The 26,042-nt window shown below is 59.7% G+C and carries 20 protein-coding genes; 17 read left to right on the forward strand and 3 right to left on the reverse strand.

The features are described from left to right. The first annotated feature begins 29 nt into the window (after window positions 1-29). From TX82_RS02715 to TX82_RS02745, 7 genes are read left to right on the forward strand one after another with little or no spacing between them, the layout of a single operon-like run. The gene (locus TX82_RS02715) at window positions 30-1,046 is read left to right on the forward strand and encodes a GHMP family kinase ATP-binding protein (RefSeq protein ID WP_005006570.1); all 1,017 of its coding nucleotides are present in this window, start codon (window positions 30-32) and stop codon (window positions 1,044-1,046) included. Continuing rightward, window positions 1,043-1,759, forward strand: coding sequence for a nucleotidyltransferase family protein (locus TX82_RS02720; RefSeq protein WP_005006572.1), 717 nt, complete (start codon window positions 1,043-1,045; stop codon window positions 1,757-1,759). Before TX82_RS02715 ends, TX82_RS02720 begins: the two co-directional genes overlap by 4 nt. A gap of 17 nt (window positions 1,760-1,776) precedes the next feature. Beyond that, on the forward strand, window positions 1,777-2,949 hold the full coding sequence (locus TX82_RS02725; protein WP_005006574.1) for a DegT/DnrJ/EryC1/StrS family aminotransferase: 1,173 nt from the start codon (window positions 1,777-1,779) through the stop codon (window positions 2,947-2,949). Then, on the forward strand, window positions 2,946-3,875 hold the full coding sequence (locus TX82_RS02730) for a GDP-L-fucose synthase family protein (protein WP_005006576.1): 930 nt from the start codon (window positions 2,946-2,948) through the stop codon (window positions 3,873-3,875). The genes TX82_RS02725 and TX82_RS02730 overlap by 4 nt, the downstream gene beginning before the upstream one ends. A gap of 49 nt (window positions 3,876-3,924) precedes the next feature. Beyond that, window positions 3,925-4,521, forward strand: coding sequence for an NUDIX hydrolase (locus TX82_RS02735; protein WP_005006578.1), 597 nt, complete (start codon window positions 3,925-3,927; stop codon window positions 4,519-4,521). Beyond that, the gene (locus TX82_RS02740; RefSeq protein ID WP_005006580.1) at window positions 4,518-5,540 is read left to right on the forward strand and encodes a glycosyltransferase family 2 protein; all 1,023 of its coding nucleotides are present in this window, start codon (window positions 4,518-4,520) and stop codon (window positions 5,538-5,540) included. Before TX82_RS02735 ends, TX82_RS02740 begins: the two co-directional genes overlap by 4 nt. Then, window positions 5,537-6,529, forward strand: a complete 993-nt coding sequence (locus TX82_RS02745) for a glycosyltransferase family 2 protein (protein ID WP_005006583.1) — start codon at window positions 5,537-5,539, stop codon at window positions 6,527-6,529. The genes TX82_RS02740 and TX82_RS02745 overlap by 4 nt, the downstream gene beginning before the upstream one ends. A 7-nt stretch (window positions 6,530-6,536) precedes the next feature. Here TX82_RS02745 and TX82_RS14995 read toward each other — a convergent pair whose 3' ends face one another. Together TX82_RS14995 and TX82_RS02755 are read right to left on the reverse strand one after the other, a co-directional pair. Beyond that, complete coding sequence (locus tag TX82_RS14995; protein WP_005006586.1) at window positions 6,537-9,209, reverse strand: sigma 54-interacting transcriptional regulator; 2,673 nt, start codon at window positions 9,207-9,209, stop codon at window positions 6,537-6,539. A gap of 19 nt (window positions 9,210-9,228) precedes the next feature. Then, window positions 9,229-11,382, reverse strand: a complete 2,154-nt coding sequence (locus tag TX82_RS02755) for a DUF4384 domain-containing protein (protein ID WP_005006588.1) — start codon at window positions 11,380-11,382, stop codon at window positions 9,229-9,231. Between the two features lie 609 nt (window positions 11,383-11,991). On the opposite strand from TX82_RS02755, the gene TX82_RS02760 reads away from it, so the two are divergent. The 7 genes from TX82_RS02760 (at window position 11,992) to TX82_RS15015 (ending at window position 20,057) form a co-directional block, all read left to right on the forward strand. After that, a complete protein-coding gene (locus TX82_RS02760; protein ID WP_005006592.1) occupies window positions 11,992-12,582 on the forward strand; it encodes an LPP20 family lipoprotein in 591 nt (196 codons plus the stop codon). Between the two features lie 5 nt (window positions 12,583-12,587). Next, entirely contained in the window at window positions 12,588-13,688 is a 1,101-nt protein-coding gene (locus TX82_RS02765) for a trypsin-like peptidase domain-containing protein (protein WP_237100562.1), read from the forward strand. Window positions 13,689-13,778: 90 nt separating this feature from the next. Next, window positions 13,779-14,339: an MORN repeat-containing protein gene (locus TX82_RS02770; protein ID WP_005006594.1), complete on the forward strand. Its 561-nt coding sequence runs from the start codon at window positions 13,779-13,781 to the stop codon at window positions 14,337-14,339. 126 nt (window positions 14,340-14,465) lie between these two features. Next, on the forward strand, window positions 14,466-15,581 hold the full coding sequence (locus TX82_RS17270; RefSeq protein ID WP_187291898.1) for a hypothetical protein: 1,116 nt from the start codon (window positions 14,466-14,468) through the stop codon (window positions 15,579-15,581). Between the two features lie 9 nt (window positions 15,582-15,590). Further along, window positions 15,591-17,204 (forward strand): caspase family protein, encoded by a 1,614-nt coding sequence (locus tag TX82_RS15010; RefSeq protein ID WP_005006598.1) that lies wholly within the window; start codon window positions 15,591-15,593, stop codon window positions 17,202-17,204. 9 nt (window positions 17,205-17,213) lie between these two features. Beyond that, the gene (locus TX82_RS02785) at window positions 17,214-17,651 is read left to right on the forward strand and encodes an MORN repeat-containing protein (protein WP_005006600.1); all 438 of its coding nucleotides are present in this window, start codon (window positions 17,214-17,216) and stop codon (window positions 17,649-17,651) included. Between the two features lie 84 nt (window positions 17,652-17,735). Continuing rightward, complete coding sequence (locus TX82_RS15015; protein ID WP_005006602.1) at window positions 17,736-20,057, forward strand: caspase family protein; 2,322 nt, start codon at window positions 17,736-17,738, stop codon at window positions 20,055-20,057. Window positions 20,058-20,093: 36 nt separating this feature from the next. On the opposite strand, the gene TX82_RS02795 is transcribed toward TX82_RS15015, so the two are convergent. Continuing rightward, window positions 20,094-21,968 (reverse strand): polysaccharide biosynthesis protein, encoded by a 1,875-nt coding sequence (locus tag TX82_RS02795; protein WP_005006603.1) that lies wholly within the window; start codon window positions 21,966-21,968, stop codon window positions 20,094-20,096. A gap of 308 nt (window positions 21,969-22,276) precedes the next feature. Between TX82_RS02795 and TX82_RS02800 the strand changes: the two genes are divergently transcribed. The 3 genes from TX82_RS02800 to gcvPB all read left to right on the forward strand — a co-directional run bounded on the left by TX82_RS02800 (window position 22,277) and on the right by gcvPB (window position 26,015). After that, window positions 22,277-23,092 carry an aldolase/citrate lyase family protein gene (locus TX82_RS02800; protein WP_005006607.1) on the forward strand — a complete coding sequence of 272 codons (816 nt, stop codon included), beginning with the start codon at window positions 22,277-22,279 and terminating at the stop codon, window positions 23,090-23,092. A gap of 122 nt (window positions 23,093-23,214) precedes the next feature. Then, on the forward strand, window positions 23,215-24,582 hold the full coding sequence (gene gcvPA / locus TX82_RS02805; protein ID WP_005006608.1) for an aminomethyl-transferring glycine dehydrogenase subunit GcvPA: 1,368 nt from the start codon (window positions 23,215-23,217) through the stop codon (window positions 24,580-24,582). Continuing rightward, window positions 24,579-26,015: an aminomethyl-transferring glycine dehydrogenase subunit GcvPB gene (gene gcvPB, locus TX82_RS02810; protein ID WP_005006611.1), complete on the forward strand. Its 1,437-nt coding sequence runs from the start codon at window positions 24,579-24,581 to the stop codon at window positions 26,013-26,015. Before gcvPA ends, gcvPB begins: the two co-directional genes overlap by 4 nt. Window positions 26,016-26,042: the final 27 nt, after the last annotated feature.

Genomic DNA, 26,042 nt, shown 5'->3' on the forward strand with positions numbered 1-26,042 from the left:
GCGGGTAACTTTCAGGGGGAGGAAGGGGCATGATCATCACGCGAACACCGTTCCGCATTTCGTTTTTCGGAGGCGGCACGGACTACCCGGCCTGGTACGAGGAAAACAGCGGCTCGGTTCTGGCCACCACCATCAACAAATACTGCTACATCAGTTGCCGTTACCTGCCGCCGTTCTTCGAGCACAAGCACCGCATCGTTTACTCGAAAGTCGAAACCGTTCAACGCAACGAGGAAATTCAGCATCCCGTGGTGCGGGCCGCCCTCGAATACATGAACATCGAGGAGGGACTGGAGATCCACCATGACGGCGACCTGCCGTCGCGCACCGGCCTCGGATCCAGCTCTTCCTTCACTGTTGGCATGCTCAACACCCTTTACGCCTTGAGGGGGGAGATGGCGTCCAAGTGCCGCCTCGCTTCCGAAGCCATCCACATGGAGCGCGACATCCTGAAGGAAAGCGTCGGCTCGCAGGACCAGGTGCTGGCGGCGCTGGGCGGTTTCAAGAAGATCGACTTTCATCCCGACCACACCATCTCCGAGACACCCGTCATTCTTGCGCCCGAAAAGCAGAAGGAACTGGAAAGCCACATCATGATGTTTTACACCGGCATCTCGCGCATCGCCTCGCAGGTGGCGGAAAAGAAGATCCAGAGCATCCCCAGAAAGGGAAAGGAACTGCGCATCATGCACCAGATGGTGGGCGAGGCGATGGACCTCCTCACCAACGGTTCGTGCCTGACGGAATTCGGCAAACTGCTCCACGAGTCGTGGAAACTGAAGCGGTCGCTGGCCGACGGCGTCACCACCCCGCTGGTGAACGAGATTTACGATACCGCGATGAGCGCCGGGGCGCTGGGCGGCAAACTGCTGGGCGCGGGCGGCGGCGGCTTTGTCATGATCTTCGCGCGGCCGGAGGACCAGCCCTGCATCCGCGAACGGCTGGAAAAACTGCTTTGTATTCCGGTGTCGTTCGAAACCCACGGCAGTCAGGTGATCGTCTATCAACCGGAAGGACAGGAAGCCGAAACGATCACCAAGTTATGATACCCGGCGACCCCAGCTGTACCGATGTGCTCATCCTGTGTGGCGGACGCGGCACGCGCCTGCAATCCGTCGCGGCGGACAAACCCAAACCGATGGTGGAGGTGGACAACCGCCCCTTCCTCGATCTGCTGATCGATCACGCCGCCACATTCGGGTTCCGCCGTTTTGTTCTGCTGGCAGGCCATCACGCGGAGGCCATCGCCTCCCATTACGAAACTCCCCGCGACGGCCTGGCCATCGAGGTGTCCGTGGAACCGCAGGCGATGGGCACCGGCGGCGCCGTGCGCCACGCTCAACCGTTGATCCAAAGCGATCCGTTTCTTGTTCTGAACGGCGACTCCTTCTGCCGGGTGGATTTAACAGCGTTGCTCCATTATCATTTTCAACTCGAAGATGCGCTGGCCATCATTGCGCTGGCTCCGAAAAAAGAAGCTGCGGATTACGGCGGCGTGACTGTGGATGAAGCCGGACGCATTCTCCGTTTTGACGAAAAAAATCCGGAAGCCGCATCCGGTCTTGTCAACGCGGGCCTTTACGTTTTCAATTGCGGCGTGCTCGACCGCATTCCGGCCGGACGGACCATTTCGCTGGAAACCGAAGTGTTTCCCGCACTCGCCGGACAGGGCCTTTACGGATTCACAACCGACAGCGAGCTGTACGACATCGGCACCCCGGAGCGGCTGGACCGCGCGCGGCGTGAGTTGAAAATTTAAATCATCAGGAAAACCACATGACCCTCGACTGGCCGTTGATGCACAACAACATCCCGCGCGAAGACCTCGATGCCGTCATCGAGTTTCTGCAGGACGATCCCATCCTCACGCAGTCGAAAAACGTGCGCGCGTTCGAGGAGGAATGGTCGCGCTGGCTCGGCGTGAAATACAGCGTGTTTCTCAACAGCGGCTCGTCGGCCAACCTGGTTTCGATGTCGGTGCTGAAACAACTGAAAGGCGAGGGCGAGGTGATCGTCCCCACGCTCACCTGGGTATCGGACATCGCTTCCGTCCTGCAATGCGGCCTCACGCCGGTGTTTGTGGACATCCATCCGAAAACGCTGTGCATGGACGAAGACCAGGTGATCGCCAGACTCAACAAAAACACGCGCGCCGTGTTCATGACCTACGCACAGGGATTCAACGGCCTCTCGGACAAACTCCTTGCCGCACTGGAAGAACACAACGTGCCGCTCATCGAGGACGTGTGTGAATCGCATGGCGCGACGTTCAAAAATCAAAAATTGGGATCGTTCGGTTTCATATCGAACTTTTCGTTTTATTACGCGCACCACATGAGCACCATCGAAGGCGGCATGGTGTGCACCAACGACGAAAGCATTTACCAGATGTGCCGCATGTTCCGCTCCCACGGCATGGTGCGGGAAATGACCGACGACGCGGTCAAGCAAAAATACATAAAGGAAAACCCGGAACTCAACCCGGAGTTCGTCTTCGCCTTTCCCGCCTATAACCTGCGCAACAACGAAATCGGAGCGGTGCTGGGCCGCAATCAACTGAAACGCCTCGACGCCAACAACGAAAAACGCCGACACAACTTCGAACTGTTCCTGAACGGACTCGATCCCGAGAAATACCGTACCGACTTCGACCTGGAAGGAAGTTGCAATTACGCCTTCAACCTGGTGCTCAAGCACGCCGACTCCGCGTTCTGCGAGAAGGTGATGTCCGCCCTGCGGGAACACAAGGTCGAATTCCGGCGCGGCAGTGCGGGAGGCGGCAACCAGCTGCGCCAGCCGTACCTGCGCGGCATTGTGGGTCACGACGAGTACAAGAATTTCCCGCAGGTCGAGCACATTCATTTTTACGGGTTTTACATCGGCAACTACCCGGACCTGGAAGCAGACAAGATCCGTAAACTCTGTGACATCCTGAACGCCGTCGAATGAAAAAGACCTCTCGCATTTATGTGGCCGGGCATACCGGGCTGGTGGGATCGGCCCTCATACGTGCGCTGCGGGCGCGCTCGTTCACCAACCTGATCACACGCACACACAAGGCGCTGGACCTCACTCAACAGGGCGCAGTCGAGCGTTTCTTCAAAAAGGAACGTCCGGAATACGTATTTGTCGCCGCCGCGAAGGTGGGCGGCATACACGCCAACAACACCTATCCCGCCGAGTTCATCCAGCAGAACCTGGCCATCCAGACCCACGTCCTCGACATGGCGTACAAGTACGGTGTGAAAAAACTGCTCCTGCTGGCCAGCTCCTGCATTTATCCCAAACGGTGCAGACAACCGATGAAAGAAGACCAATTGTTTACGGGGCTTATGGAGCCGACCAACGAACCGTACGGCGTGGCGAAGCTCGCCGGCATCAAAATGTGCGAGGCGTACAACCGGCAGTACGGCACGCAGTTCGTGCCCGTCATCCCGGCGAACGCTTACGGACCCAACGACCACTTCGGCGAAAACGGCCATGTGCTGGCGGCGCTGGTCGCGAAATTTCACGAAGCAAAATCAAAAAACAAAAAGAAAGTGACCCTGTGGGGCACGGGCAAACCCAAACGCGAATTTTTCTTCGTGGACGATCTCGCCGACGCCTGCCTGTTTCTGATGGAGCGGTACCGGGAAATTGGCGTCATCAATTTCGGTCCCGGCGTCGAAACCTCCATCGCGCAACTGGCAAAGCGCATTCAAAAGGTGGTGGGATGGAAAGGCGACATCGAATTCGACACCACGCGGCCCGACGGCAATCCGCGCCGCCTGCTGGACTCGTCGCGCATCCGCGCGCTGGGTTGGTCCGCCAAAGTTCCGCTGGAAGATGGACTGCGGATCACCTATGATTGGTACACGCGAACGCAGGTCCGGTGAACGGGCGAATCCGGTCCCGCTATTGAAAACGCACACAGGATGGAGGCTCATGAAATCCACCGGCACCGACAGTCCGCCCTACAAGCTTAAAAAACGCAAACTGGTCGCCGAGAACACACGGTTCAATATTTATTTCGATCACGTCACCAGTGAAGAAGACGTTGATGTGCCGGATTATCTCGTGGTTTCCCCGAAACGGTTTGTCGCCGATGGATTCAGCGGCGTCGCCATCCTTCCGGTGGTGGAAGGCAAAATCGCCCTGCTCAAGATTTACCGGCACGCCATCAAGAACTGGTCGTGGGAGATCCCGCGCGGGTTCATCGAGCCGGGTGAAGACCTGGTGGAATCGGTAGCGCGCGAGTTGTTCGAAGAAACCGGACTGCGTTGCGCTCATGAAAATATCCAGCCCCTGGGATCGCTTCACCCCGACGCGGGCACATTGTCGGCGCGGATTCAGCTGTTCGCGGGAACGGAATGCGCCGTGGAACAGGCGTACCGGGCCAACGAAATCGGCCACTCCGGCATGGAGCTGTTCGACAAGGATGCGATCCAGGCGCAGATCCACGGCAATGAAATCCAGGACCCGTCCACGCTGGTAGCCATTTTCCGTTTCCTGCACCTGGATGACCCCGCGAAAACCGAATGAGTGGCGTGCAGGATTTGCAACTCCGTAATCACCCCGACCCCATGCAGGAATCCGGCAGTCTGCCTGCACGCATCTCGGTGCTGATGCCGACGCGTCACCGGCCGGAGCAGGCGGCGCGCTGCATTGCGAGTCTCGTCGAAACCGCGACCCACCCCGAAGCGCTGGAGGTCGTGGTGTACGTCGATGACGACGACCCTGAAAGCCACGCGCTCGACCGCAACGACATCGCCTTTCACAGAATCGTGGGCCCGCGCCTGAACCTGGGCGCGCTCAACAGCGCCTGTCTGCAACAAGCCACCGGCGACATCCTCGGTGCCGTCAACGACGACGTGGTGGTGCGAACGCAGGGATGGGACGACCGCCTGCGCGCCATCCATGCACGGTTCCCCGACGGCATCTATCTCGCCTACCCCAACGACCTGTTCTTCGGCGCACGCATGGCGAGTTTTCCCTTTATGGCGCGCGCCACCTGCGACGCGCTGGGAGAGCCGTTTCCCGCCGAATACCCCGGTGACTTCCAGGATCACCACCTGCTCGACCTGTTCCAGCGTCTAAAGCACCGCGGGCACGATCGCCTCGTTTACCTGGAAGACGTGGAGATGGAACACCTGCACGTGCGTTTCGGCAACGGCGAGGGAGATGCGGATACCTACAACGGGCGCGCCCTGGGGGAAGGCGATGACGTGTTCCTCGCGCTGCATCCGTATCGCAGACGCCTGACGCACCGCCTGCAGGCGGTGATCGAACAATGCCCCCTGCCCCCGGTTCCGGCAACGCCGCGCATCCGGCCATTGCCTGAAAGCAACATCGTGATGGGATGCCGCCTCATCTCCACATTTCTTCTCGACGGGTCCGTGCCCTTTCGCTGGCGCTGGTTCCTGTTCACCTTTTTCGGCAAGCTGTACTGGATCAAAAAATACCGCTATCCCCAACCGCGCTGGCAGTACACCCTGCTGAAAGGATTGGTCGATGCGGTGCGTCCGTCGCCCAAACCCAAAACGGAAACCAGTGAGTCATGAACGGGCCGGACTCCGTCGCCGTCATCGTGGTCAATCACAACAGCGGCGATTATTTGAAAGCCTGCCTCGCAGGCGTGAACGCGCAGACGCGGCAACCCGATCGCGTGATTGTGGTGGACAACGCCAGCAGTGACGAGTCGGTGGACAAGGCACGTCCCATTTTGCCGGAAGCGCAATGGATTTTGCTGGACACCAACACCGGCTTCGCCGCCGCCAACAACCTCACCGTGAAGCAGGCTTCCGACTGCCGCTGGGTGGCGCTGCTCAATCCCGACACCGTGCCCGATTCCGACTGGCTGGAAACCGTGCTCACCGCCGCCGCGTCCCATCCGGACTTCTCTTTTTTCGGCAGTCACCTGGTGCACTACGACGACCCCGAACGGCTGGACGGCACGGGCGATGTGTACCACGTGTGCGGGCTGGCGTGGCGGCGCGACCACGGCCGCCGCACAAAACGATGCCGACGCGAATCGAGTGAAGTGTTCTCGCCCTGCGCCGCCGCCGCGCTGTATGATCGCGAAGCCTTTCTCAGCGCGGGCGGTTTCGACGAACGCTTCTTCGCCTACTTCGAAGACACCGACCTCGCGTTCCGCCTGCGGCTGAACGGCCACTGTTGCCTGTACGTCGCGGAAGCCCGGGTGCGCCATGCCGGATGGGGATCGTCGGAGCCGGGAAGCGCGTTTTCCATTTACCACGCGCACCGCAACCTGGTCTGGACCTTCGTCCAGAACATGCCCGATCAACTGTTCTGGAAATACCTGCCGGCGCACTTCGCGCTCAACCTGTTTTCTGTTCTGTGGTTCGCGCTGAAAGGCAAGCCCGGTGTCATCCTGAAAGCCAAGTGGGATGCGTGGCGGGGATTGCGCGACGCCCTGAAAAAACGCAGGGTCATTCAGAAACACATTGCGGTGGATCCGGAAGCGCTGGAACAGGTCATGAACCGCAATTGGCTCGAACCGTTCCGCGTGTTTTTGCGGCGGCGGCGTTGAATCCGTTTTAAACGGAACCGGCGGGTGGGTGGTCCCGGGCGAAGCGGTCGCGCACCAGTTGTGCGATGGCGGGATGGTACGCGGTGGGCACGTTGCGCGACCGTTTCAGCGCATCGGCGACCGCACTCTCAACATCCGTCCACGTCTCACTGCCTTTGACCAGGTTCTGGTAGTACTCTTCGAGTTTCTGGAGAACGAAATCGTAATCCGAGCCATCTCCGCTCACCGATCGCGCCGCCTGGGCGCAGTCGCCGTTGTTCTCCACCAGCCGTTGAAAGCAGATGCCTTTGAAGCGGCTGGCCACGGTGTTGCGGCTGACTTCCAACTGCTTCGCCGTGGCATTGATCTCGAACCGATGAGCACGCAGGGTTTCGAGAAACGACGTGTCGCGGTTTCCCGGTGAGGCCTTTGCCGGAGCGGAAACCGCCGCCGCCTCCATTTCCCCTTTCAGTTGCAGGTCCTTTTCCTGGATCACGTTGCCCTCGGCCAGGGTCACGCCACGTTCGATCACGTTTTCGAATTCGCGCACGTTGCCCGGCCATGTGTGCGCCTTCAACACCTCCATCGCTTTTTTGGAGATGCCGTTGATGTTGCGCTGGTACCGGTGCTTGTAGCGGTCCATGAAATGCCAGGCGAGAAGCTCGATGTCCTTCGGCCGCTCGCGCAGGGGCTGCAGGGTGAAGGGGATGGTGTTGAGACGGTAATAGAGGTCACTGCGGAAACGCCCCGCTTCCATCTCTTCCTTCAAATCCTTGTTAGTGGCCGAGACGATACGCACATTCACCTTGTACGAACGCGTGCCGCCGACGGGCGTCACCTCCCGCTCCTGCAGCACCCGCAGGAGCTTGACCTGCAACTCCGGTTTGACCTCGCCGATCTCATCGAGAAACAGTGTGCCGCCGTCCGCATCGCGGAAGCGTCCCGCCTTGTCCGAGGTCGCCCCGGTGAACGCGCCTTTCACATGACCGAACAGTTCGCTTTCTACCAGACCCTCCGGGCAGGCGGCGAGGTTGATGTCGATGAACCGCCCGGTGCGCCCGCTCAGGCGGTGCAAGGCGCGAGCGAACAGTTCCTTGCCTGTGCCCGACTCGCCCAGAAGCAAAACACTGGAGGCATTGGGAGCGACCTGCTTGAGTTCGCGGAACGTTTGCACCACCGACTCCTCCAGCGTGACGATGCCGTGCTCGCGGCATTCCTGGAACGACGGTTCGGTGAGCCGGCCCAGGGCCGGGCCCAGACCCGTGTGCAGGCGCAGGTCGCGGATGCGGGCTTCCAGCTGCACCTTCTCCTGCCGGTACTGGCGCGAGAGCGCATCCATTTCCTGCTCCCGCGCCGTGAAGTCGCGTGACAGGTTTTCAATCTCCGCTTCCACCTTCTTTTTCTCACCGGAAAGCATCTCCGCCGTGTGTTTCATCATGTCGGCGGCTTCTTTCTCGGACGACGCGTTGTAGAGCGACACCCACAGGGTGGTGACGGCAATGGCGGTGAGCGGTCCCACCACCGGCAAAACCAGGTTCGACTGAAACAGAAACGCTGCGGCAAAGGCGTAGCCCGCAAACAGGATCGCGACGAACAACGCCTGCAATGTGTAATAGCGAATGGCCAGCACCTGCGCCGTCGCCAGGCTCAGAAACAACACGAGGAGAACGTGAAACGCAGGAGACGTTTCCCTGAGAAACGATTCGGTGAGCAGGGTGTTGATGATGTTGGCGTGCACGCCGACACCCGGAAAATCCTTTTCCATCGGCACCGGCTTGGCATCGTAACCGGAAATCGTGTTGGCGACGAGCAGCAGCTTGTCCTCCAGCGTGACCGAGGGGCCCGTCGCGGTCTCGCCCGCCTGGGGCCGGTCCAGAACCGCCGCCATCGACGCGTGCAGAAAGGTGTCGCTCCAGCGCCCGGCGTAGTTGATGAGCATCTGTCCCTGCTCGTCCACCGGAATGGCGATATCACGCTTCACCGTACTTCCGGGAAACTGCACGTCCAGGAGCCGAATGGTATTTTTACCCGGCACCACGTTCTGCGGCGGTATTTTCAGATATTGCAAAACACCCTGAAAGGCCAGCGAAGGCACCAGTTTTTTGTTGTAGTTCACGAGGAGCGGCACGCGACGGATGATGCCGTCGGCGTCGCGATTGGTGGCGATGTGTCCCAGTCCGGCGACGTGTTCCGCCAGCCGGGCCAGCGGGAAGATGGCGCGGTTGGCGAGGAAATAACGCTTTGCTTCCGGTGGCAGATCAAGCCCTTGCCACTTCAGCCCCGCGCCGCTGTGGTCGGGCGCATACGGCGCGCGTTTTTCGAGAAGCCGCACCGCCACCGGAAACACCACGTTGCCCGCGGTATCGATGGCTTGCTGCAGCGCACGGTCTTCCAGCGGGTCGCCTTTCAGCGCGAACAGCACATCGTACACCACGGCGCGCGCTTTCTGGTCCGCGAGGAGTTCGATGAGGTGGGCGTGGACGGTGCGCCTCCACGGCCAGCGGCCAAAGGTCTGCGCGCTTTCGTCATCCGCCTCGATGAGCACGAGGTTGGGGTCGGTCGACACCGCGCCCCGCCACTGGAAGCGAAGATCGAGGGTTTTCCATTCCCACGACTGCACCAGGTTGGGCAGGGTCCACAGCACGATGCCGGTGAGGGCGGCCCCGATTCCTCCCAGCACAATCTCCCTGAGTCTCAGCATAAGCGGCGTCCGGCGTCAGTCAGCGGCTCGGTTCGCGGCCGAAGGTGCCGATCATGTCGATCGGTTTTTCGGGGTCCTCTTTGATGGGAATCTTGCGGATGCCACGGGTGTAGGAATCGTTGCGGTTGAAGATGAACACTTCCGTGTGCGACTCCGCCCAGTTGCGGTCCGATTCGTTGGTGAAGGTGTCGGCGATGATCGAAATGTCGCGCGTGCCTTCCCGTGTACCGCGCTTGAAGGTGTGGAACCCCTGTCCCAGGTTGAGGTCCACCGGCAGGCCCGGCCGAAGGGTGGCGATGGCCTTCACCCGCTCCAGCCCGGCGGGGCCTTCTATGTTGAACTTGAAACCGTATTCCGGTGCAGGAATCTGGTACGTGCGCCCGGCGCGGATGAAGTTGTCCTTGTGGAACGCGTTGGGGAAGATCACCGTCGCATCGCCACCGGAACCGATGTCGAACAGGGTCAGGTAACTGTCGCGTTCCGCCTTCACGAAGAAAACGATCGTGTCGCCGATCTCGTATTCTTTTTTATTGGTCCAGACCCGCACGCCGAACTCGGCATTCTTCGGTGCCGCGTACACCAGCTTGTCCAGCTCCTGCCGGTACTCTTCATCCGCGTCCTTGATACCGGTGCCCCCGGACTGCGGCGAGGTTTCCAGTACCTTCAAATCCTCCGGGCTGATCGCCCCGCGGTCCATCAGCACACTGCCCGAACCGAGGTAGGTGTTGGATTTGACGTCGATCAGCTTGGCGATGATCTGCAGACCGCCGCGCTCCATGCGGTAGGACCCGTTCACGTAAAAATCGAGCTGGTTCTCCGTCGCGACCTTGTGCGGATCGATGTCCTCATCCCCGGCCAGCACGATTTCCTTGAGTGCCAGACTGCCCGCCTGCGCCAGGATGGCCTTGAAATCCTCGACCAGGATTTCCGTGAACGGCGTCACCTTTTTACTGCGCGTGTCTTCAAACTGAATAACACCGACGGTGGGCGTGGTGTCCGGCTTCACGTTCTTGATGACCGTTTCCGCCAGCCGCACGAGGCCCTGCCGCCAGGCGTGGGATTTGCCGGAGAAACCCTCGATTTTTTCGATTGTGTAATGGAACGTCGCCCCCTTGTGCTGCAGGGGAGCGAGCAGGGTTTCCTTGAAACGCGGGTTGACGCCCATCGCCAGCCGGTCGTAGTCCAACCGCACAGCGATGCGATGCTGGTCGGCGTCGTAGTCCTGAATCTTCACCACCGAGGCGCGGGCCTGCCCTTCCTGGTTGGTGTTCACGCTTTCGTTCAGCGTGCCGTTTCCTTTTTCAAACGAGAAGCGCACCGGCAGTCCCGCAAGCGGCGTGTTGCCGAAATCGGTTTGGATGTAAGCCTGCGCCACCAGCGCTTCGCCGGGAAGCTGGAAGGACTTGATGGTCTGCTTGTCGCCGGAGACCGCATCCAGCCGCACATTGCGGATGAGGCTCGTGGCGTGGTCGCGGAACGCGCCCTGGCTGAGTTCCATAGCTGTATCACCGGAAGGCGAAGTGCGGGCGATCACCGCCAGCGTGCTGCGCAGCGGCACCAGTTTCGGCGCGAGTTCGTAACCCTCAAAATAATGCGACAGGGCTTTCATCAACTCGCCCTTGGCCTCCGCCTTCTTACCCTCGTCGAGATGCTTTTTGAGAATGGACTCCGTCTCCCCAATGCGCTGGTTCAGTTTGCCCGCTTCCAGTGACCGGTCCATGACCACCAGCGCGTAATACTGGTTGCGGCACTTGTCGAAATAACCGTCCTTGCGCTCGACGCCTTCCAGCGCCGCGTCGACCACGGTTTTGACCGCCGACTCCGCATAGGTGCCCTCGGTGCTGACGAAATCTTTCATCACCGACTGGATGTTGACCTTGATGTTCTTGGCAAGTTCCGCGGTGGCGGTGTCTTTCGCGCCGGACGGGCTTTCGGCGGAGATGCCGACGCCGATGAGGTATTTGGCGGAGGGGAAATTGGGGTGGCCCTTGCCCAGCACCCAGCCCGGTTCCGGCGGGCAGGCGGTGCGCTGTTCCATCTGTTCCATTTTCCGCAGTTTCGCCAGGTCTTCGGGGCTGGTCCCCGGCCCGCCACCCGGCGTTCCGGTGGTGGCGCATCCGGCCAGGCCGATGAGAACGAGAAAACTGACTGTGGTTCGGAAATGGTGGCGCATGGATGTCCCCTTCTCGAATGAGTCGTTGCCGGAAAGAAAGCAAAAGCCGTGCCCGGTTCCCCCCCGGCCCTGCGGATGGACAGGGAGGCGGTGTTGATTTCCAGATTTACGGCGGTACCCCGTTTCGCGAACCGCCCTTTATTTCCTTCAGCTCTGAGGTCGGCGTTCCTCAGTTTAAACAGTTTGCCCTGCAAAAGGCATTTCTTTTTGCCCACTGCTGCTGATAGACCGGAGGAAGTGCGGTTCTTTTACAAAAAAATCAACGCGTTTCCCAAAAAAGTTGAAATGGAACGCTGGAGACTCGGTCCCCGGTGTGGTGGCCCTGCATGAATCGTGCATGAATTCATGCAGGGCCGGGCGTCCTCATGCCGGAATTTGGCGCGTTTCGACAGACAACTTACTTTTGCCAAACCCACCCCCTTCCACTACACTAGAAAAATCAATCCTGGATGCCGCCAATCGAAGGGGGAGTTCGGTTTGGCACGCTTTTCGCTATATACACTGCATGGATCACCCGGCCTCCGGGCCCGGGGACGCAGTTTAAGAATCCATCGGTTTATCAGGTTTCCTTTAAATGACATTTCAATTTAATCCGAGGAGGGAGTATCGATGAAAACGATTTCACGATGGAACCTTGTTTTGATGGTGGTGCTGGCGGCATTTTTGAGTGCGTGCAGCAGCACTCCGGAAAAACCCACCGGCGGTTTCGTGCCGATTCAGGATCTGGGCGCTCCGGACTGGGTGCTGAAGGGCCAGGGCGCTTTTGACGACCGCGCGTTCTATGGCGTCGGTTCCGCCGTGGGCATCCGCAACACCTCCCTGTTGCGCACCGCTTCGGAAAACCGGGCCCGTGCCGCTCTGGCGGACGTGTTCGAAACCTACGTCAAGAAGCTCTATAAGGACTACCAGGAATCCGCCACCACCGGCGACATGAGCGCCACCTCCGAGACGCAGTACGTCGAGCAGGCGCTCAAGAACATCACCAACATGTCCCTGCGCGGTTCGACCATCGTCGATCACTGGCAGAACCCGAACAACGGGGAAATGTTCTCGCTGGCGAAGATCGACCTGGAGCATTTTGAGAAGAACCTGTCGCAGTACAATGACCTGTCCAAGCAGATTCGCGACCAGATCAAGGAGCAGGCGGAGAAATCCTTCGACGAGCTGGACGCTGAAATCGACAAAATGGAAGGACGTTGAATACCATGAGAATCTGGATCGCACTGACACTGGCCATCGTACTGCTGGCGGGGCCCGCCTCCGCCAGGGAGTTCAATCCCAAACGGGTGTACCAGACCGTCTCTCCCCGGGTCGTGCTCATCACCGGGTTTGAACCGGGCCAGAAGTTCCAGGGCATGGGCACGGGGAGCATCATCCGCGAAGACGGGCTGGTGCTCACCAACGCCCATGTGGTGGTCAACGCCTCCGCCGGGCGGCCGTATTCCGAACTGCGGGTGTTTCTGAAACCCCAGCGGCTGACCGGCAACCTGAAAAAGGACACGCAACACCGGTTCAAGGCGCGGCTGTTGATCCACAACCGGGATCTGGACCTGGCGCTGTTGCAGATCGAATCCCCATCCGGATCCTATTCCCCGGTGGGATTCCTCAACGCCAACCAGATCGGCATTGGCGACCGCGTGCTGGCCATCGGCCATCCGGAATCCGGGGGATTGTGGACGCTGACCACGGGCACCATCAGTTCACACATGCAGGATTTCCAGAACATCCCGGGCAAGAACGTGTTTCAGACCGAAACCAGCCTCAACCGGGGCAACTCCGGCGGGCCGCTTCTCGATGCCAACGGGTTGATGGTGGGCATCAACTCCAACATCGCGCGCAAAAGCAAGGACGGCCTGGCCATCACGGACATCAACTTTTCCATCAAGTCCAACGTGGCTGTGGCGTGGCTGAACGAGAACGGCTACCACTTCGGATTCACCGCACCGCAGATGGCCAAGGCGGAGGTGGAGGAACCGTACCAACCCTCCGGTATCGTGCCCACTCCGAAACCCAAGGCTCCGAAGGGCATGGCTGAACCGGAATCGAACGCCATCACCAATCCGGTGAAGGAAACGGTGCGTCCGAAGCCTGAGGTCGAGATGAAACCCAAGCCGAAGCCGCCGGTTCAGGAAACCGCGCCGGAGCCCGGTCCTCAAAAGGAAGCCGAAATCCTGACCGAGAAGCGTCCGTACAAGATGGACGACCTCTTTGCGGCGACAGAAGAGGAAATGGAAGAGATGATGGACGACATCAAGAAGAAGTTGAAGGGCCGCAACAAGGGCCGGTTCAATTTCGATGATTTCTAACAGGGACATCCGCTCCCCCCGGCGGCAGTCGCCGGGGTGGGGGGAACTTTTTCCACTTCATCCCGGTTTGCAGGGAAACGGGAGGCATTTATGAACAAATTGACCCTGATCCAACGCACATCGCGTTTCTGGCTGGCCTGCGGGGTGCTCGCCGCCTGCCTGTTGTGGCTCGCTCCGCCCGCGGTTGCAGGGTGTATTTCCGGCGATTGCAGTAACGGCTACGGTGAATTCCAGTACGACAACGGGGATCGCTACACCGGCCAGAACCTCAACAACCAGGCCCACGGTTACGGAAAGTACTTCTGGGCCAACGGCGATATTTATGAAGGGTACTGGGCGAACAACAAGAAAAACGGCTACGGCGTCTTCACCTGGACCTCGGGGGAACAGTACATCGGCAAGTGGCAGAACGACGAACGCAACGGCGCCGGGACCAACCTGTGGCCCACCGGGGAAAAATACACCGGCGAATGGGTCGGTAACAAACGCAACGGCTACGGCACCAATATCTGGCCCAACCGCGAGATGTATGTCGGACAATGGAAAGAAAATCGGCGGGACGGACACGGTATTTACGTGTACCCGGACGGCAAAATTCTGAACGGCACCTGGCAACAGGACTCGCTGGTCAAATCGTACGATCAGGATTGACTCCGGGCGGAGTCAACACCGCCCGATTATCAGAAATTCAACGTAAAGAACCCATTGGAGGCGAACCATGTCTTCCTTTACATACAACGCCCCCCTACCCCGCGGACCCTGCCTTACGCACTGGCCGTGCTGACTGCCGGATTGTGGCTCTCGGCGGCCGCACCGGCTTCAGCCAAATGCCTGAACGGGGTATGCAGCAACGGTTTCGGAACATTCGAGTTCGACAACCAGGACCGGTACACGGGTGAAAACCGCAATAACAAAATGCACGGCTTCGGCAATTACGACTACAACGTCGGGGACCACTATGCCGGAGAGTACAACAACGACAAGCGCAACGGATACGGTATCTATTACTATTCCAACGGCGACCTCTACGTCGGCAACTGGAACCAGGGTAAGAAACACGGCGTGGGCATGTTCCTCTGGAAACAGGGCGACCGGTATACCGGCAACTGGGTGATGGACAAGCGCGAAGGCCAGGGCGCCTACCTCTACGCCAGCGGCGACAAGTACGTCGGAGAATGGAAGCAGGACAAACGGCACGGTCAGGGAACCTATTTCTGGGCCAACGGCGACAAGGAAGTCGGCACCTGGGAGAACGGCGAACGTAAAAACGTCAACATGGTGAAAGCCGGAGAATCCGGCTCCTCCAACTCCCGCCAGAAGGAGCCCACACCCGAACCGCTGAATCAAAAGGACGTCAAGGCCGGGTGCTTATCGGGTGACTGCTCCAACGGTTTCGGTACCTATGTCTATAACAACGGCGACAAGTATGTCGGCCAGAACCAGGGCAACCTCCCCAATGGGCAGGGCAAGTACTATTACGCCAACGGCGATGTGTACGATGGCCAGTGGATCCAAAATAAAAACAGGGCAAGGGCACCTTCCTGTGGTCCAACGGCGAAAAGTACGTCGGCGATTACAAACAGGACCAGCGCGAAGGCTTCGGCAGTTATTATTACGTCAACGGCAACAAGTACATCGGCGAATGGAAAGACGGCCAGAAACACGGACAGGGCACCTTCACCTGGGTGGAAGGCGACAAGTACATCGGCGAGTGGATCAATGACAAACGCAACGGTCAGGGCACCTACCTCTATGCCAACGGGGACAAATACATCGGTGGCTGGGAAGAGGACAAGAAACACGGCCAGGGAACGTACATTCACACCGACGGCACCCAGGAAACCGGAAACTGGAGCAATGGAGAACTGGCCGAACGCTTCTGAACTGACATAAGGAAACGCTATGAACCCGCAACGCAACCCATTCATTTCCGCCCTGCCGGTTTCCCTGCGGGCGGTTTTACTACTGGTCCTCCTCACCATGCTGGCGGCAGGATGTGCCACCGGGCGCACCATGGCGGTCTGCCCGGACTGCACCTACACCGGCGACACGCAGGATGGCCAGATGCACGGACAGGGTTCCGCCCTCTACCACAGCGGTGACAAGTACGAGGGCGCGTTCGTCCAGGGGCAGCGCCACGGCCAGGGCGTCTACGTCTGGGCCAACGGCGACAAGTATGTCGGCGAATGGGTGGACAACTCGCGGGAAGGCCAGGGCACGATGACCTTTCACACCGGCGACCGGTATGAAGGCGCGTGGAACAACGACACCATGCACGGTCAGGGCACCTTCACGTGGGCGAACGGCGACCAGTACGTCGGTTCCTACGTCAACGGCAAACGGCACGGCGAGGGCACGCTGACCTACGCCGACGGCCGGGTGGAAAAGGGCATGTGGAAGTTCAACAAACTGCCGTCGGAAGAAGAAACCCAGCCGCCGGTCACGGTGGAAGAAAACAGCCGCGACACACAACCGCCCCACATCCGCATCACCTCGCACGAGATGTTTCGCGGTATCGCCATCGTTCCGGTGGTTCCCTACATCCTCGTCACCGGCGTGGCGGAGGACCCGAGCGGCGTGTCGAAGGTAACGGTGAACGGCGAGACGGCGAAGGTCGATCCTTCCGGCCGTTTCTCCATCAAGATCCCGCTGGTCGAAGGGCGCAACGAAGTGACGGTGCTGGCCCGCGACGCCTTCCAGAACCAGGCGCAGAAAATGTTCTGGCTGGAAGCGAAGGAAGAAACACGCAGCCTGCCGGATGAAATCGAGGCGGCGATCGAGCCGGTGGTCAAGACCGGCAAGTACCACGCGCTCATCATCGGCATCAACAACTACCGTCACCTGCCGCCATTGGAAACCGCCGTCAACGACGCCAAGGAAGTGGACCGCATCCTCAAACACGAATACGGCTTTTCCACCACGCTTCTACTGAACGCCGACCGCGCCGACATCATGAACGGCTTCAATGAAGTGCGCGAGCAGTTGACCTCGGACGACAACCTGCTCATCTACTACGCCGGGCACGGCGAGTTCGACAAGGCGGTCAACAAGGCGTACTGGCTGCCCGTCGATGCGCAACCGGACAACGACACCAACTGGATCATCGTCGACAACATCACCACCAACATCCGGCGCATGTCCACGCGCCACGTGCTGGTGGTCGCGGACAGTTGCTATTCCGGCACGCTCACCCGCTCGTCCATCACCAAGCTGACCACGGCGGATGAAAAACAGCGCTTCCTCAAGAAAATGATGGAACGCTCGTCACGCACGCTGATGGCCTCCGGAGGCAACGAGCCGGTGGCGGATGGCGGCGGCGGTGGACACAGCATCTTCGCCAGCGTCTTTCTGCGCGCGCTTCGAAGCACGGAGGAGAGCACCTTCACCGCCGAGCAGTTGTTTCACTCCTACATCAAGGAAGCGGTGGCGGGGCAGGCCCAGCAGGTACCGGAATACAACATCATCAAAAACTCCGGCCACGCCGGAGGGGATTTTGTGTTCATCCGCAAACCGTGAGGAAACGTCATGCGTCACCGCGTAGCCCGGCCCGCACCTTTTTTCCAGTTGGCCGCACTGGCTCTGTTGATCGGCATGACGACCCCCGCCTGCACCACGTATCCCAAATGCCTGGGCGAATGCGGTAACGGTCGCGGCACGCTTCTGCTGGAATCGGGCGACCACTACGTCGGCGAGTTTCAGGACGGGGCCTATCACGGTTACGGCACCCTCAACCAGGCCACGGGGGAGCACTATACCGGCGAATGGCGACATGGACTGCGCCACGGCCAGGGCACCCAGGTGTGGCCCAACGGCGACCGCTACACCGGCGGCTGGAAGCTGGACCGACGGCACGGGCCGGGCATTTTCAACAAAGCGGACGGTACGGGGCAAAGCGGCCGCTGGCAGGACGGACGGCTGATGGACCCGGATTCGGAACGTGCGGAATCGGGCCGGCGGTTCTGATTTTCCCAAACACGCTTGCCAACCGCTGCCGTCAGCCTTAACTTAGGAATATACGGCACACCGCGTTTTTGTGAAGGGGGCAGTATGAACGGCAGGAATGATAACTCTCGGCACACCGGTACGGGTGCGTTTCGGCGAGGCTTTGCCGCGGCGGCGCTCGCTCTTTGCCTGGTGTGGTCCGCCCTCCCCGCCTTCGCAGACAACTGCGTCTCCGGCGACTGCCGGAACGGATTCGGCACCCTGGTCCGCGACAATGGCAACAAGTACGTCGGCGAATTCAAAAACGGCAAGTTCCACGGCCACGGCACCTACTCCTTCAACGAGGAAAAGTGGAAGGGCGACCAGTACACGGGAGAATTCAAGAACGGGCAGTACCACGGACTCGGCACCTACTCCTGGGCCAACGGCGACAAGTACACCGGCGACTTCAAAAACGACGCACCCAACGGACATGGCACCTACACCTGGGGAAGGGAACCGTGGCTGGGCGACAAGTACGTCGGCGGGTTCGTCAACTGGAAAAAGGAAGGCTTCGGCACCTATTACTGGAAGGAAGGCGACAAATACGTCGGCGAATTTTCAGGCGATGCCTCCAACGGGGAAGGTACCTATTATTACGCAAACGGGGATGTGTACAAGGGCGAGTTCAAGGAATGGAAAAAGGACGGCCAGGGCGAGTTCACCTGGAAACGCAAGCCCTGGACCGGCGACCGTTATGTGGGTTCGTTTCAGGCCGACGAATTGAGCGGGCAGGGCACCAAGTATTATTCCAGCGGCGACAAATATGAGGGTTCCTGGGAAAACTGGAAACGCCACGGCTTCGGCACCTACACCTGGAAGAACGGCAACCGCTACATCGGCAATTGGGTTCACGGAAAAAAAGACGGCCACGGAACGCAGTACTACGCCAGCGGCGACCAGTACGACGGCGAATTCAAGGAAGACCAGTTCCACGGCCAGGGAGTGTACATCTGGGGGCGCGACCCGTGGAAAGGCGACCAGTACAACGGCGAGTTTTCAAAAGGCAAGTTGACCGGCTTCGGCACCAAGGTGTACGCCAGCGGCGACAAGTACACCGGCGAATGGAAAGACTGGAAAAAACACGGCTACGGCACTTATACCTGGAAAAAGGGCGACGCCTACACCGGCGAATGGGTGGACAGCAAAATGCATGGCCAAGGTACCTTCACCTACGCCAACGGCAGTCGTGACGTGGGTACCTGGGAAAACGACAAGCCGTTGAAAGTCATTCACTACGATCCGGGTGAAAAGAAGCAGGACAAGCAGCCGCCGATTGTCGTGCAGAAACCGCAAACCGTGAAGCCGATGGATAATTCCCCGCCGATCATCACCGTTACGTCGCATGAGGTGTCCCGCGGCATCGTGCCCGTACCCACTTCCCCGACCACCCACGTCACGGGCATCGCGCAGGATGAGAGCGGCATCGCCGAGGTCCTGGTCAACGGCCAGCCGGCCCAGGTTCAATCGTCCGGTGAATTTGCCGCCACCATCCCGATCAACCCGGGCAAAAGCGAGATCGTCATCCTCGCCCGCGACATCCACCAGAACACCACGCAGAAATCGTTCTGGCTGGAAAGCCGCACGACCACCGAGGAACAGACCGTCATCGCCAAAAAGCCGGACGTCAAGAAAAGCTTCATGGAAGAGATGGGGAGGCTGGACTCCGGCGACTACCACGCCATCATCATCGGCATCAACGACTACAAACACCTGCCCAAGCTGGAAACCGCCGTCAACGACGCGAAAGAGGTGGAGCGGGTCCTGCGTCAGAAATACGGGTTCAAGACCAACCTGCTGATCGACGTGTCGCGCACGGAGATCATGCGCGCCTTCAACAATGCCCGTAAGATGATGGGACCGAACGACAACATTCTTATCTATTATGCCGGACACGGCGAATTCGATAAGACCGTCAACAAGGCCTACTGGCTTCCCGCCGACGCGGAACGCGACAGCGACGCCAACTGGCTGATCGTCGACAACATCACTACCAATATCCGCCGCTTCGCCTCGCGCCATGTGCTGGTGGTGGCCGACAGTTGTTATTCGGGGACGCTCACCCGCTCGGCGATCACCAACCTGTCCACTCCGGACCAGCACAAGCGTTTTCTTGAAAAAATGCACAAGCGGTCGTCTCGCACGCTGATGGCCTCCGGCGGCAACGAGCCGGTGGCGGACGGCGGCGGCGGCGGGCACTCGGTGTTCGCACGCGCCTTCATCGACGCGCTACACATGGTGGAGGAGGAAATCTTTACGGCAGAACAGCTGTTCTATAAATACATCAAGGAGCCGGTGGCGGGACGCGCCGAACAGGTGCCGGAATACAACATCATCAAAAACTCCGGCCATGCGGGCGGCGATTTCGTCTTCGTCAAAAAACAGTGATTCAATTCGGCACAGGACGCGCCGTTCAGAGACAATTCAGGGTTTGTTATGGAAAGGGGACGGTGAGACCGTGCGGGTGCACTCTTCCTGAATAAAGTTCACCAGCCGCTGCCGGTAGAGAGCCGGTTTCAAGCGCGCGCCATCCGCCACCAGCGTATCCACCTTGTCGGCGAACCCCTCGCCGGGCGCGGTGCCGGAACACAACCGCTTGATTTTCTTGTGCAGGGTGTCGATCACCTCTTCGCCGTCGTCCACCAGCTCTTCCGACAACTTTTCACCAGGACGCACGCCGGTGATTTTGATTTCCATGTTCTCGCCCGGCGTGTAACCCAGAAGCCGGATCATCTTTTCAGCCAGGTCCATCAGTTTCACCGGACGGCCCATCTCCAGCATCAGGATCTCGCCGCCGCGGCCGATGGTCCCCGCCTGCAGGATCAACTGCACCGCCTCCGGAATCAGCATGAAAAACCGTTCCATGTCCGGATGCGTCACCGTCACCGGTCCGCCGCGCTCGATTTGCTTCTGGAACAGCGGCACCACACTGCCGTTGCTCCCCAGCACATTGCCGAATCGCACGGTCATGAAATCGGTTTGCGACCTCTGCGCCTTGTATTGAATGTACCGCTCGGCGATCTTCTTGGTCATCCCCATCACGCTGGTGGGCCGCACCACCTTGTCCGTGGACACGAGGATGAATTTTTCCACGCCATAGCGTTCGGACAAATCCGCGGTGATGCGTGTGCCCTGCACGTTGTTGAGCACCGCCTCGTCCGCATTTTCCTCCATCAGGGGAACATGCTTGTGCGCCGCCGCGTGAAACACCAGCTGAGGGCGGAACCGCTGGAACAGGGTTTCCAGTTTTTTCTCCTGCGTGACCGATAAAAAGAAATACTTCCGTTCGGCATTGGTCTTCTCCCCGTTCAACTCCATGTTCAGGTCGTACAGGTAGTTCTCGCACTTGTCGATCATGATGAGCATCGCCGGGTCGTACTCCAGCAACTGGCGGCACAGCTCGGAGCCGATGGACCCGCCCGCGCCGGTCACCATAACCTTCTTGCCTCCGACCATGTTCTGGATCATCGACAGGTCTAGATAGACCGGTTCGCGGCCGAGGAGGTCGGTGATTTCAATGTTGCGGATTTTCGAGATGTGCGGCTGATGGGTGGCCAGATCGAAAAACGAGGAGACGGTTTTGTATTTCACGTTGGCGTCGCGGCACACCTTCACCACCTCTTCCATGCGCTCCGCGTCCATGCTGGTCACCGCCACCAGCACCTCCTGGATGCCCAGCGACTCCTTCAACTCGGGCAGGTCCTTGTGCCCGCCCAGCACCTTGACGCCCATGACCTGGTGATGGAGTTTCTTGGGATCGTCGTCGAGGAATCCCCGCACAGAGTAGTGCGGCGAGAAACGGCGCAGGTGTTTGAGCAGGTAGGCGCCCGTGTAGCCCGCACCCAGGATGAGAATCGGCACCCGGCCCTTGCCGCGGATGCCGGCTTCCTGGTTTTCGCGGTCGGTGAGAAGTTTCCAGCCCAGGCGCGAAGAGCCGAGCATGAGGACCACAAGGATGAGGTCCATGAACAACACCGACCGGGAAACGAGGTGCGCGCGGTTATACAGGAACATGAAGATCAGCACCAGCGCCGTGCCCATCGCCGCCGCCTTCAGGATCTGCTGAAGGTCTTCCCAGCTCGCATACTCCCAGAACCGCGAATAAAAACGGCACAGGGCGAAAGAAAACGCGCGGCACAACAGGACAATGGGAGCGAGGTCCAGAAAGACCTCCATCTGTTCCTTGGGGAGAGTGCCTTCGAACCGCAGCAGAAACGCCAGGTACAGAGCCACCAGGCTAACCGTCAGGTCGAAACCCAGCAGGATGACCTTCCGGAATTTTTTCTTAAAAGCACGCATGACTGGTGTTCCTTCGTGCGACCCGGTTTTGGATGCCGGCGCTTGTAAAAATTGGTAGGGCTCCTCTTCGCCGACTGTTCAGGGGCACAATCTGGAATATCGAGTTTACCATAAACGGTTGTTTTTCATTATGAAAATCCCTTATAGAAAGTGGTGAGCCCAAACTTTCCCCGTTTTTGCGGAATGTGATACAATTCCTTGGTTTTATTGAATTTATTAAATTTGGAGCACTGCAGTCCGGTTTGTTACTGCCGCCGTGCCGCCCAACAGACGGAAATTCAATTTTTTTTTAATCCGAGGGAGCGTGCATGCTCACCCTGATGCTCATCACCAACCACCCCGATCTGGCGAAAAACGCCGTGGCCGCCGGCGTGAACCGCATTTTCGTCGATCTGGAGGTGATGGGTAAAAAGGAGAGGCAGGGGCATCTCGACACGTGGATCAGCGGCCACAGCATGGACGACGCCCGCCGCGTGCGCGAGGCCATCCCGGATGCGGAACTCCTCATCCGCCTCAACCCGCCGCACGACGGGCTGGGTGACGAAATCGAACAGGCGCTGGCCATAGGGCCCGAGTTGTTGATGCTCCCCATGTTTCGAACCGCGGACGAGCTGGCGCAGTTTTCGGAAATGGTGGCGGGACGTGCCGGGGTGGTGCCGCTGGTGGAAACGCCGGAGGCGGCGGACGCGCTGGAGTCGATCGTCCGGGTACCGGGACTCAAAGAGGTGTACATCGGCCTCAACGACCTGCACCTCGGGCTCAAGCAAAATTTCATCTTCCAGCCTCTGGCCGACGGCATGGTCGATGCGCTGGCCAAGACCGTACTCAACGCGGGCCTGCCCTTCGGCTTCGGCGGCATCGCTCGCATCGGTGAGGGGCAACTGCCAGGCGAGATGGTGCTGGGGGAACACCTTCGGCTGGGGTCATCGTCGGTTATCCTGTCGCGCACCTTCCAGCGCGGCCTGGTGGAGGAGGACGATCGCGTGGACCACACCAAATTGAAATACGAAATCGAAAAGCTGCGGGAACACGAGGAATACATGCAGGCACGCACGCCGGAACAAATTGAGCTGGACCGTTCCAAGGTCGTGGAGATCGTCAAACTGCTCAGTAAAGTGCGGTAGGCCCTGACTTTATGCCCGCTCGCCCAAAATGAGGTCTGCTATAATGTCGGGTCCGTTCACAACCGCCCGGCCGCCGCACCCGGAACAACCCGGAACAGTCCGGTCGTTTTTAAAACTTTGATATGATCGACGCACCCAAATCCTTCACGCCGCACCGACCCGAAGACCGCAGGGCGATGCTGAATTTCATCGGCGTCGAGTCCATCGACGACCTGCTCACCGGCATCCCGAAAGGCCTCCGGCTGCAACGCACCCTCAACCTGCCCGACCCGCTTCCCGACTGGGAACTGGAAAAGCACCTGCGCGGCCTTGCCGGAAAAAACGCCACGGTCCACACCCACCTCAATTTCATCGGCGGCGGCATGTACGATCATCACATCCCGGCGGTGGTCGATGTCCTGGCCGGCCGCGGCGAATTCCTCACCGCCTACACCCCGTACCAGCCGGAGATGAGCCAGGGCCTGCTGCAGATCCTTGCCGAATACCAGGAACAGATGGCGAAGGTGATGGGCCTGCCCATCGTCAACTGCTCGTCGTACGACGGCGGCACGGCGCTGTTCGAACTGGGCTGGATGGGCTGCCTCGCCTCCGACCGCGGAGACGCGGGTGTGCTGTATGCGGATTCCATCTGGCCGCAGTGGAAGGACATCATAATAAGCCACCTCACGCCCCGCCGCGTCGCCCTCGACACGGTGGAACACGAGGCGCAAAGCGGACGGCTCGATTTGAAATCGCTGGAAGACAAACTGAAATCCGAACGCCCCGCCGTGTTCCTGTTCCAGACACCCAACCGCTTCGGCGTGCTGGAAGACATCCCCGCCATCGTGAACCTGTGCCGGGCGCATGGGGTGCGGGTCGGCATGTCGTTCAATCCTTTTTTGAGCGGGCTGTTCCCCACACCGGGGTCGCTCGGTGTCGACTTCGCCAGCTGCGAGGGGCAACCGCTCGGCATCCCGCTGTCGGCAGGCGGACCCAGCCTGGGCGTCCTCGGCTGCAAAAAGGAGTACCGCAAATTCATGCCCGGGCGGCTGGTGGGCAGGGTTGCGGACATCTACGGCAACCCGGCTTACGCCCTGGTGTACGAAGACCGCGAGCAGCACGTGGCCCGGGAAAAAGCGACCAGCAATATCTGCTCCAACCAGGCGTGGTGCGCGCTCCGCGCGGTGATCTACCTCAGCCTGCTGGGCGAAAGCGGCTATGGCCGCCTGGCAAAAATCATCGCGCACAAAACCGATTACCTGATCAAACAGCTGACCGCCCTCCCCGGCATCGAACGCGGCCACAGCGGGCCGGTGTTCAACGAGTTCGCCTTAAAACTTCCCAAACCGGCGGACACGGTGCTGGATGCCCTGCGCGAAGAAAACATTTTCGGGGGGCTCGCCATCGACGACACACCGCACGGTGAACTGCTTTTGATCGCCGTCACGGAAACAAAAACCCGGCAGGATATGGATCGCCTCGCCCAAGCCCTGAAGAAGGTGTGCACATGATTCCTCATCTGACCGCAAAGAGCCGGCCGGGAATCGGCGGCAGTTGGGTGCACGACCTTGAGTTCGAACAGGAGGACACCGCCTGCCTGTTTCCCGGCATGCCCCTTCGAGAAGAACCGCTGGGCCTGCCTGAGGTTTCGGAGATTGAGATCGTCCGTCACTTCATGGAACTGAGCGCGCACAGCCACGGCGTGGACAACGGTCCCTACCCGCTCGGTTCCTGCACCATGAAGTACAACCCCAAACGCAACGACGCCATGGCGAACCTGGACGGCTTCCGGGGCGTCCATCCCCTGCAACCGGTCGACACCATGCAGGGCATCCTGGAGTTGCTGTACAACCTGCAGGGGTTCATCGCGGAATTGATGGGTGCAGACGCGGTCACCCTGCAACCATCGGCGGGTGCACAGGGGGAGTTGACCGGCCTTCTCATCATAAGAAAGTATTTCGAGAAGAAAGGCGAGGACCGCCGTGTCATCCTGATCGCCGATTCGGCGCACGGCACCAATCCGTCGTCCGCCGTCATGGCGGGATTCGACTGCGAGATCATCCCGACCAACGACGCGGGAATCATGGACCTCGACGTGGTCCGCGAGAAAATGAACGAACAGGTCGCCGGCATCATGCTGACCAACCCGTCCACGCTCGGCCTGTTCGAGGAGAACATCGCCACCATCGCCGAGATCGTTCACGCCAAGGGCGGGCTGTTGTATTACGACGGGGCGAATCTCAACGCGCTGATGGGCATCGCGCGGCCGGGTGACATGGGATTCGACGTCATGCACCTGAACACGCACAAGACCCTGTCCACGCCGCACGGCGGAGGCGGACCGGGTGCGGGGCCCTGTGCGGTGAAAGCGTTCCTGGAAGAACACCTGCCGGTGCCGCGCATCGCCAGGCGTGATGACGGCACGTACGTGTTCGAAAGCGACCGGCCACATACCATCGGCCGCCTGAAATCCTTTTACGGTCACGTGGCGGTGATGATCCGCTGCTACTGCTACATCCTGTTCAACGGGCCGGAGGGGTTGAAACAGGTATCCGAGGACGCGGTGTTGAACGCGAATTACTTTCAGCAGAAACTGCGCGACATTTTTCCTCCGATTTATCCGAAACCCTGCATGCACGAATGCCTGCTGTCGGGAAAAAACCTGCCGACCACGCCGTACAATTTCGCCAAGCGGCTCATCGACTACGGCGTGCATCCGCCGACGCTGTTCGGCGCGGGGTGCGTGTATTTCCCGAAGGACCTCGACCACGCCATGCTGATCGAACCGACGGAAACGGAAACCAAGGCCAGTCTCGACCAGGTGATCAACGTGTTCCGCAAGGTGTATCACGAATCGTTCTCCGACGCGGAGTATGTCAACACCGCACCGCATTCCGGGCGCACGCGCAAGATACCGGAAGGGTCGCAGGCTTTGGACGACTGATGAATTTAAAATTTTTACCGAGGTAAC

This window comes from Nitrospina gracilis 3/211, from assembly GCF_000341545.2.
GTDB classification, from domain to species: Bacteria; Nitrospinota; Nitrospinia; order Nitrospinales; family Nitrospinaceae; genus Nitrospina; species Nitrospina gracilis.

Excerpts from the sequence above, each read along its gene's own strand:
- TX82_RS14995 (WP_005006586.1), bottom strand. The coding sequence starts at position 9,209 with ATGCTGAGACTCAGGGAGATTGTGCTGGGAGGAATCGGGGCCGCCCTC.
- TX82_RS02740 (WP_005006580.1), top strand. The coding sequence starts at position 4,518 with ATGAGTGGCGTGCAGGATTTGCAACTCCGTAATCACCCCGACCCCATG.
- TX82_RS02765 (WP_237100562.1), top strand. The coding sequence starts at position 12,588 with ATGAGAATCTGGATCGCACTGACACTGGCCATCGTACTGCTGGCGGGG.
- TX82_RS02720 (WP_005006572.1), top strand. The coding sequence starts at position 1,043 with ATGATACCCGGCGACCCCAGCTGTACCGATGTGCTCATCCTGTGTGGC.
- TX82_RS02755 (WP_005006588.1), bottom strand. The coding sequence starts at position 11,382 with ATGCGCCACCATTTCCGAACCACAGTCAGTTTTCTCGTTCTCATCGGC.
- TX82_RS02795 (WP_005006603.1), bottom strand. The coding sequence starts at position 21,968 with ATGCGTGCTTTTAAGAAAAAATTCCGGAAGGTCATCCTGCTGGGTTTC.
- gcvPB (WP_005006611.1), top strand. The coding sequence starts at position 24,579 with ATGATTCCTCATCTGACCGCAAAGAGCCGGCCGGGAATCGGCGGCAGT.
- TX82_RS15015 (WP_005006602.1), top strand. The coding sequence starts at position 17,736 with ATGAACGGCAGGAATGATAACTCTCGGCACACCGGTACGGGTGCGTTT.
- TX82_RS02715 (WP_005006570.1), top strand. The coding sequence starts at position 30 with ATGATCATCACGCGAACACCGTTCCGCATTTCGTTTTTCGGAGGCGGC.
- TX82_RS02730 (WP_005006576.1), top strand. The coding sequence starts at position 2,946 with ATGAAAAAGACCTCTCGCATTTATGTGGCCGGGCATACCGGGCTGGTG.
- TX82_RS02735 (WP_005006578.1), top strand. The coding sequence starts at position 3,925 with ATGAAATCCACCGGCACCGACAGTCCGCCCTACAAGCTTAAAAAACGC.
- TX82_RS02760 (WP_005006592.1), top strand. The coding sequence starts at position 11,992 with ATGAAAACGATTTCACGATGGAACCTTGTTTTGATGGTGGTGCTGGCG.
- TX82_RS02770 (WP_005006594.1), top strand. The coding sequence starts at position 13,779 with ATGAACAAATTGACCCTGATCCAACGCACATCGCGTTTCTGGCTGGCC.
- gcvPA (WP_005006608.1), top strand. The coding sequence starts at position 23,215 with ATGATCGACGCACCCAAATCCTTCACGCCGCACCGACCCGAAGACCGC.
- TX82_RS02745 (WP_005006583.1), top strand. The coding sequence starts at position 5,537 with ATGAACGGGCCGGACTCCGTCGCCGTCATCGTGGTCAATCACAACAGC.
- TX82_RS02800 (WP_005006607.1), top strand. The coding sequence starts at position 22,277 with ATGCTCACCCTGATGCTCATCACCAACCACCCCGATCTGGCGAAAAAC.
- TX82_RS15010 (WP_005006598.1), top strand. The coding sequence starts at position 15,591 with ATGAACCCGCAACGCAACCCATTCATTTCCGCCCTGCCGGTTTCCCTG.
- TX82_RS02725 (WP_005006574.1), top strand. The coding sequence starts at position 1,777 with ATGACCCTCGACTGGCCGTTGATGCACAACAACATCCCGCGCGAAGAC.
- TX82_RS02785 (WP_005006600.1), top strand. The coding sequence starts at position 17,214 with ATGCGTCACCGCGTAGCCCGGCCCGCACCTTTTTTCCAGTTGGCCGCA.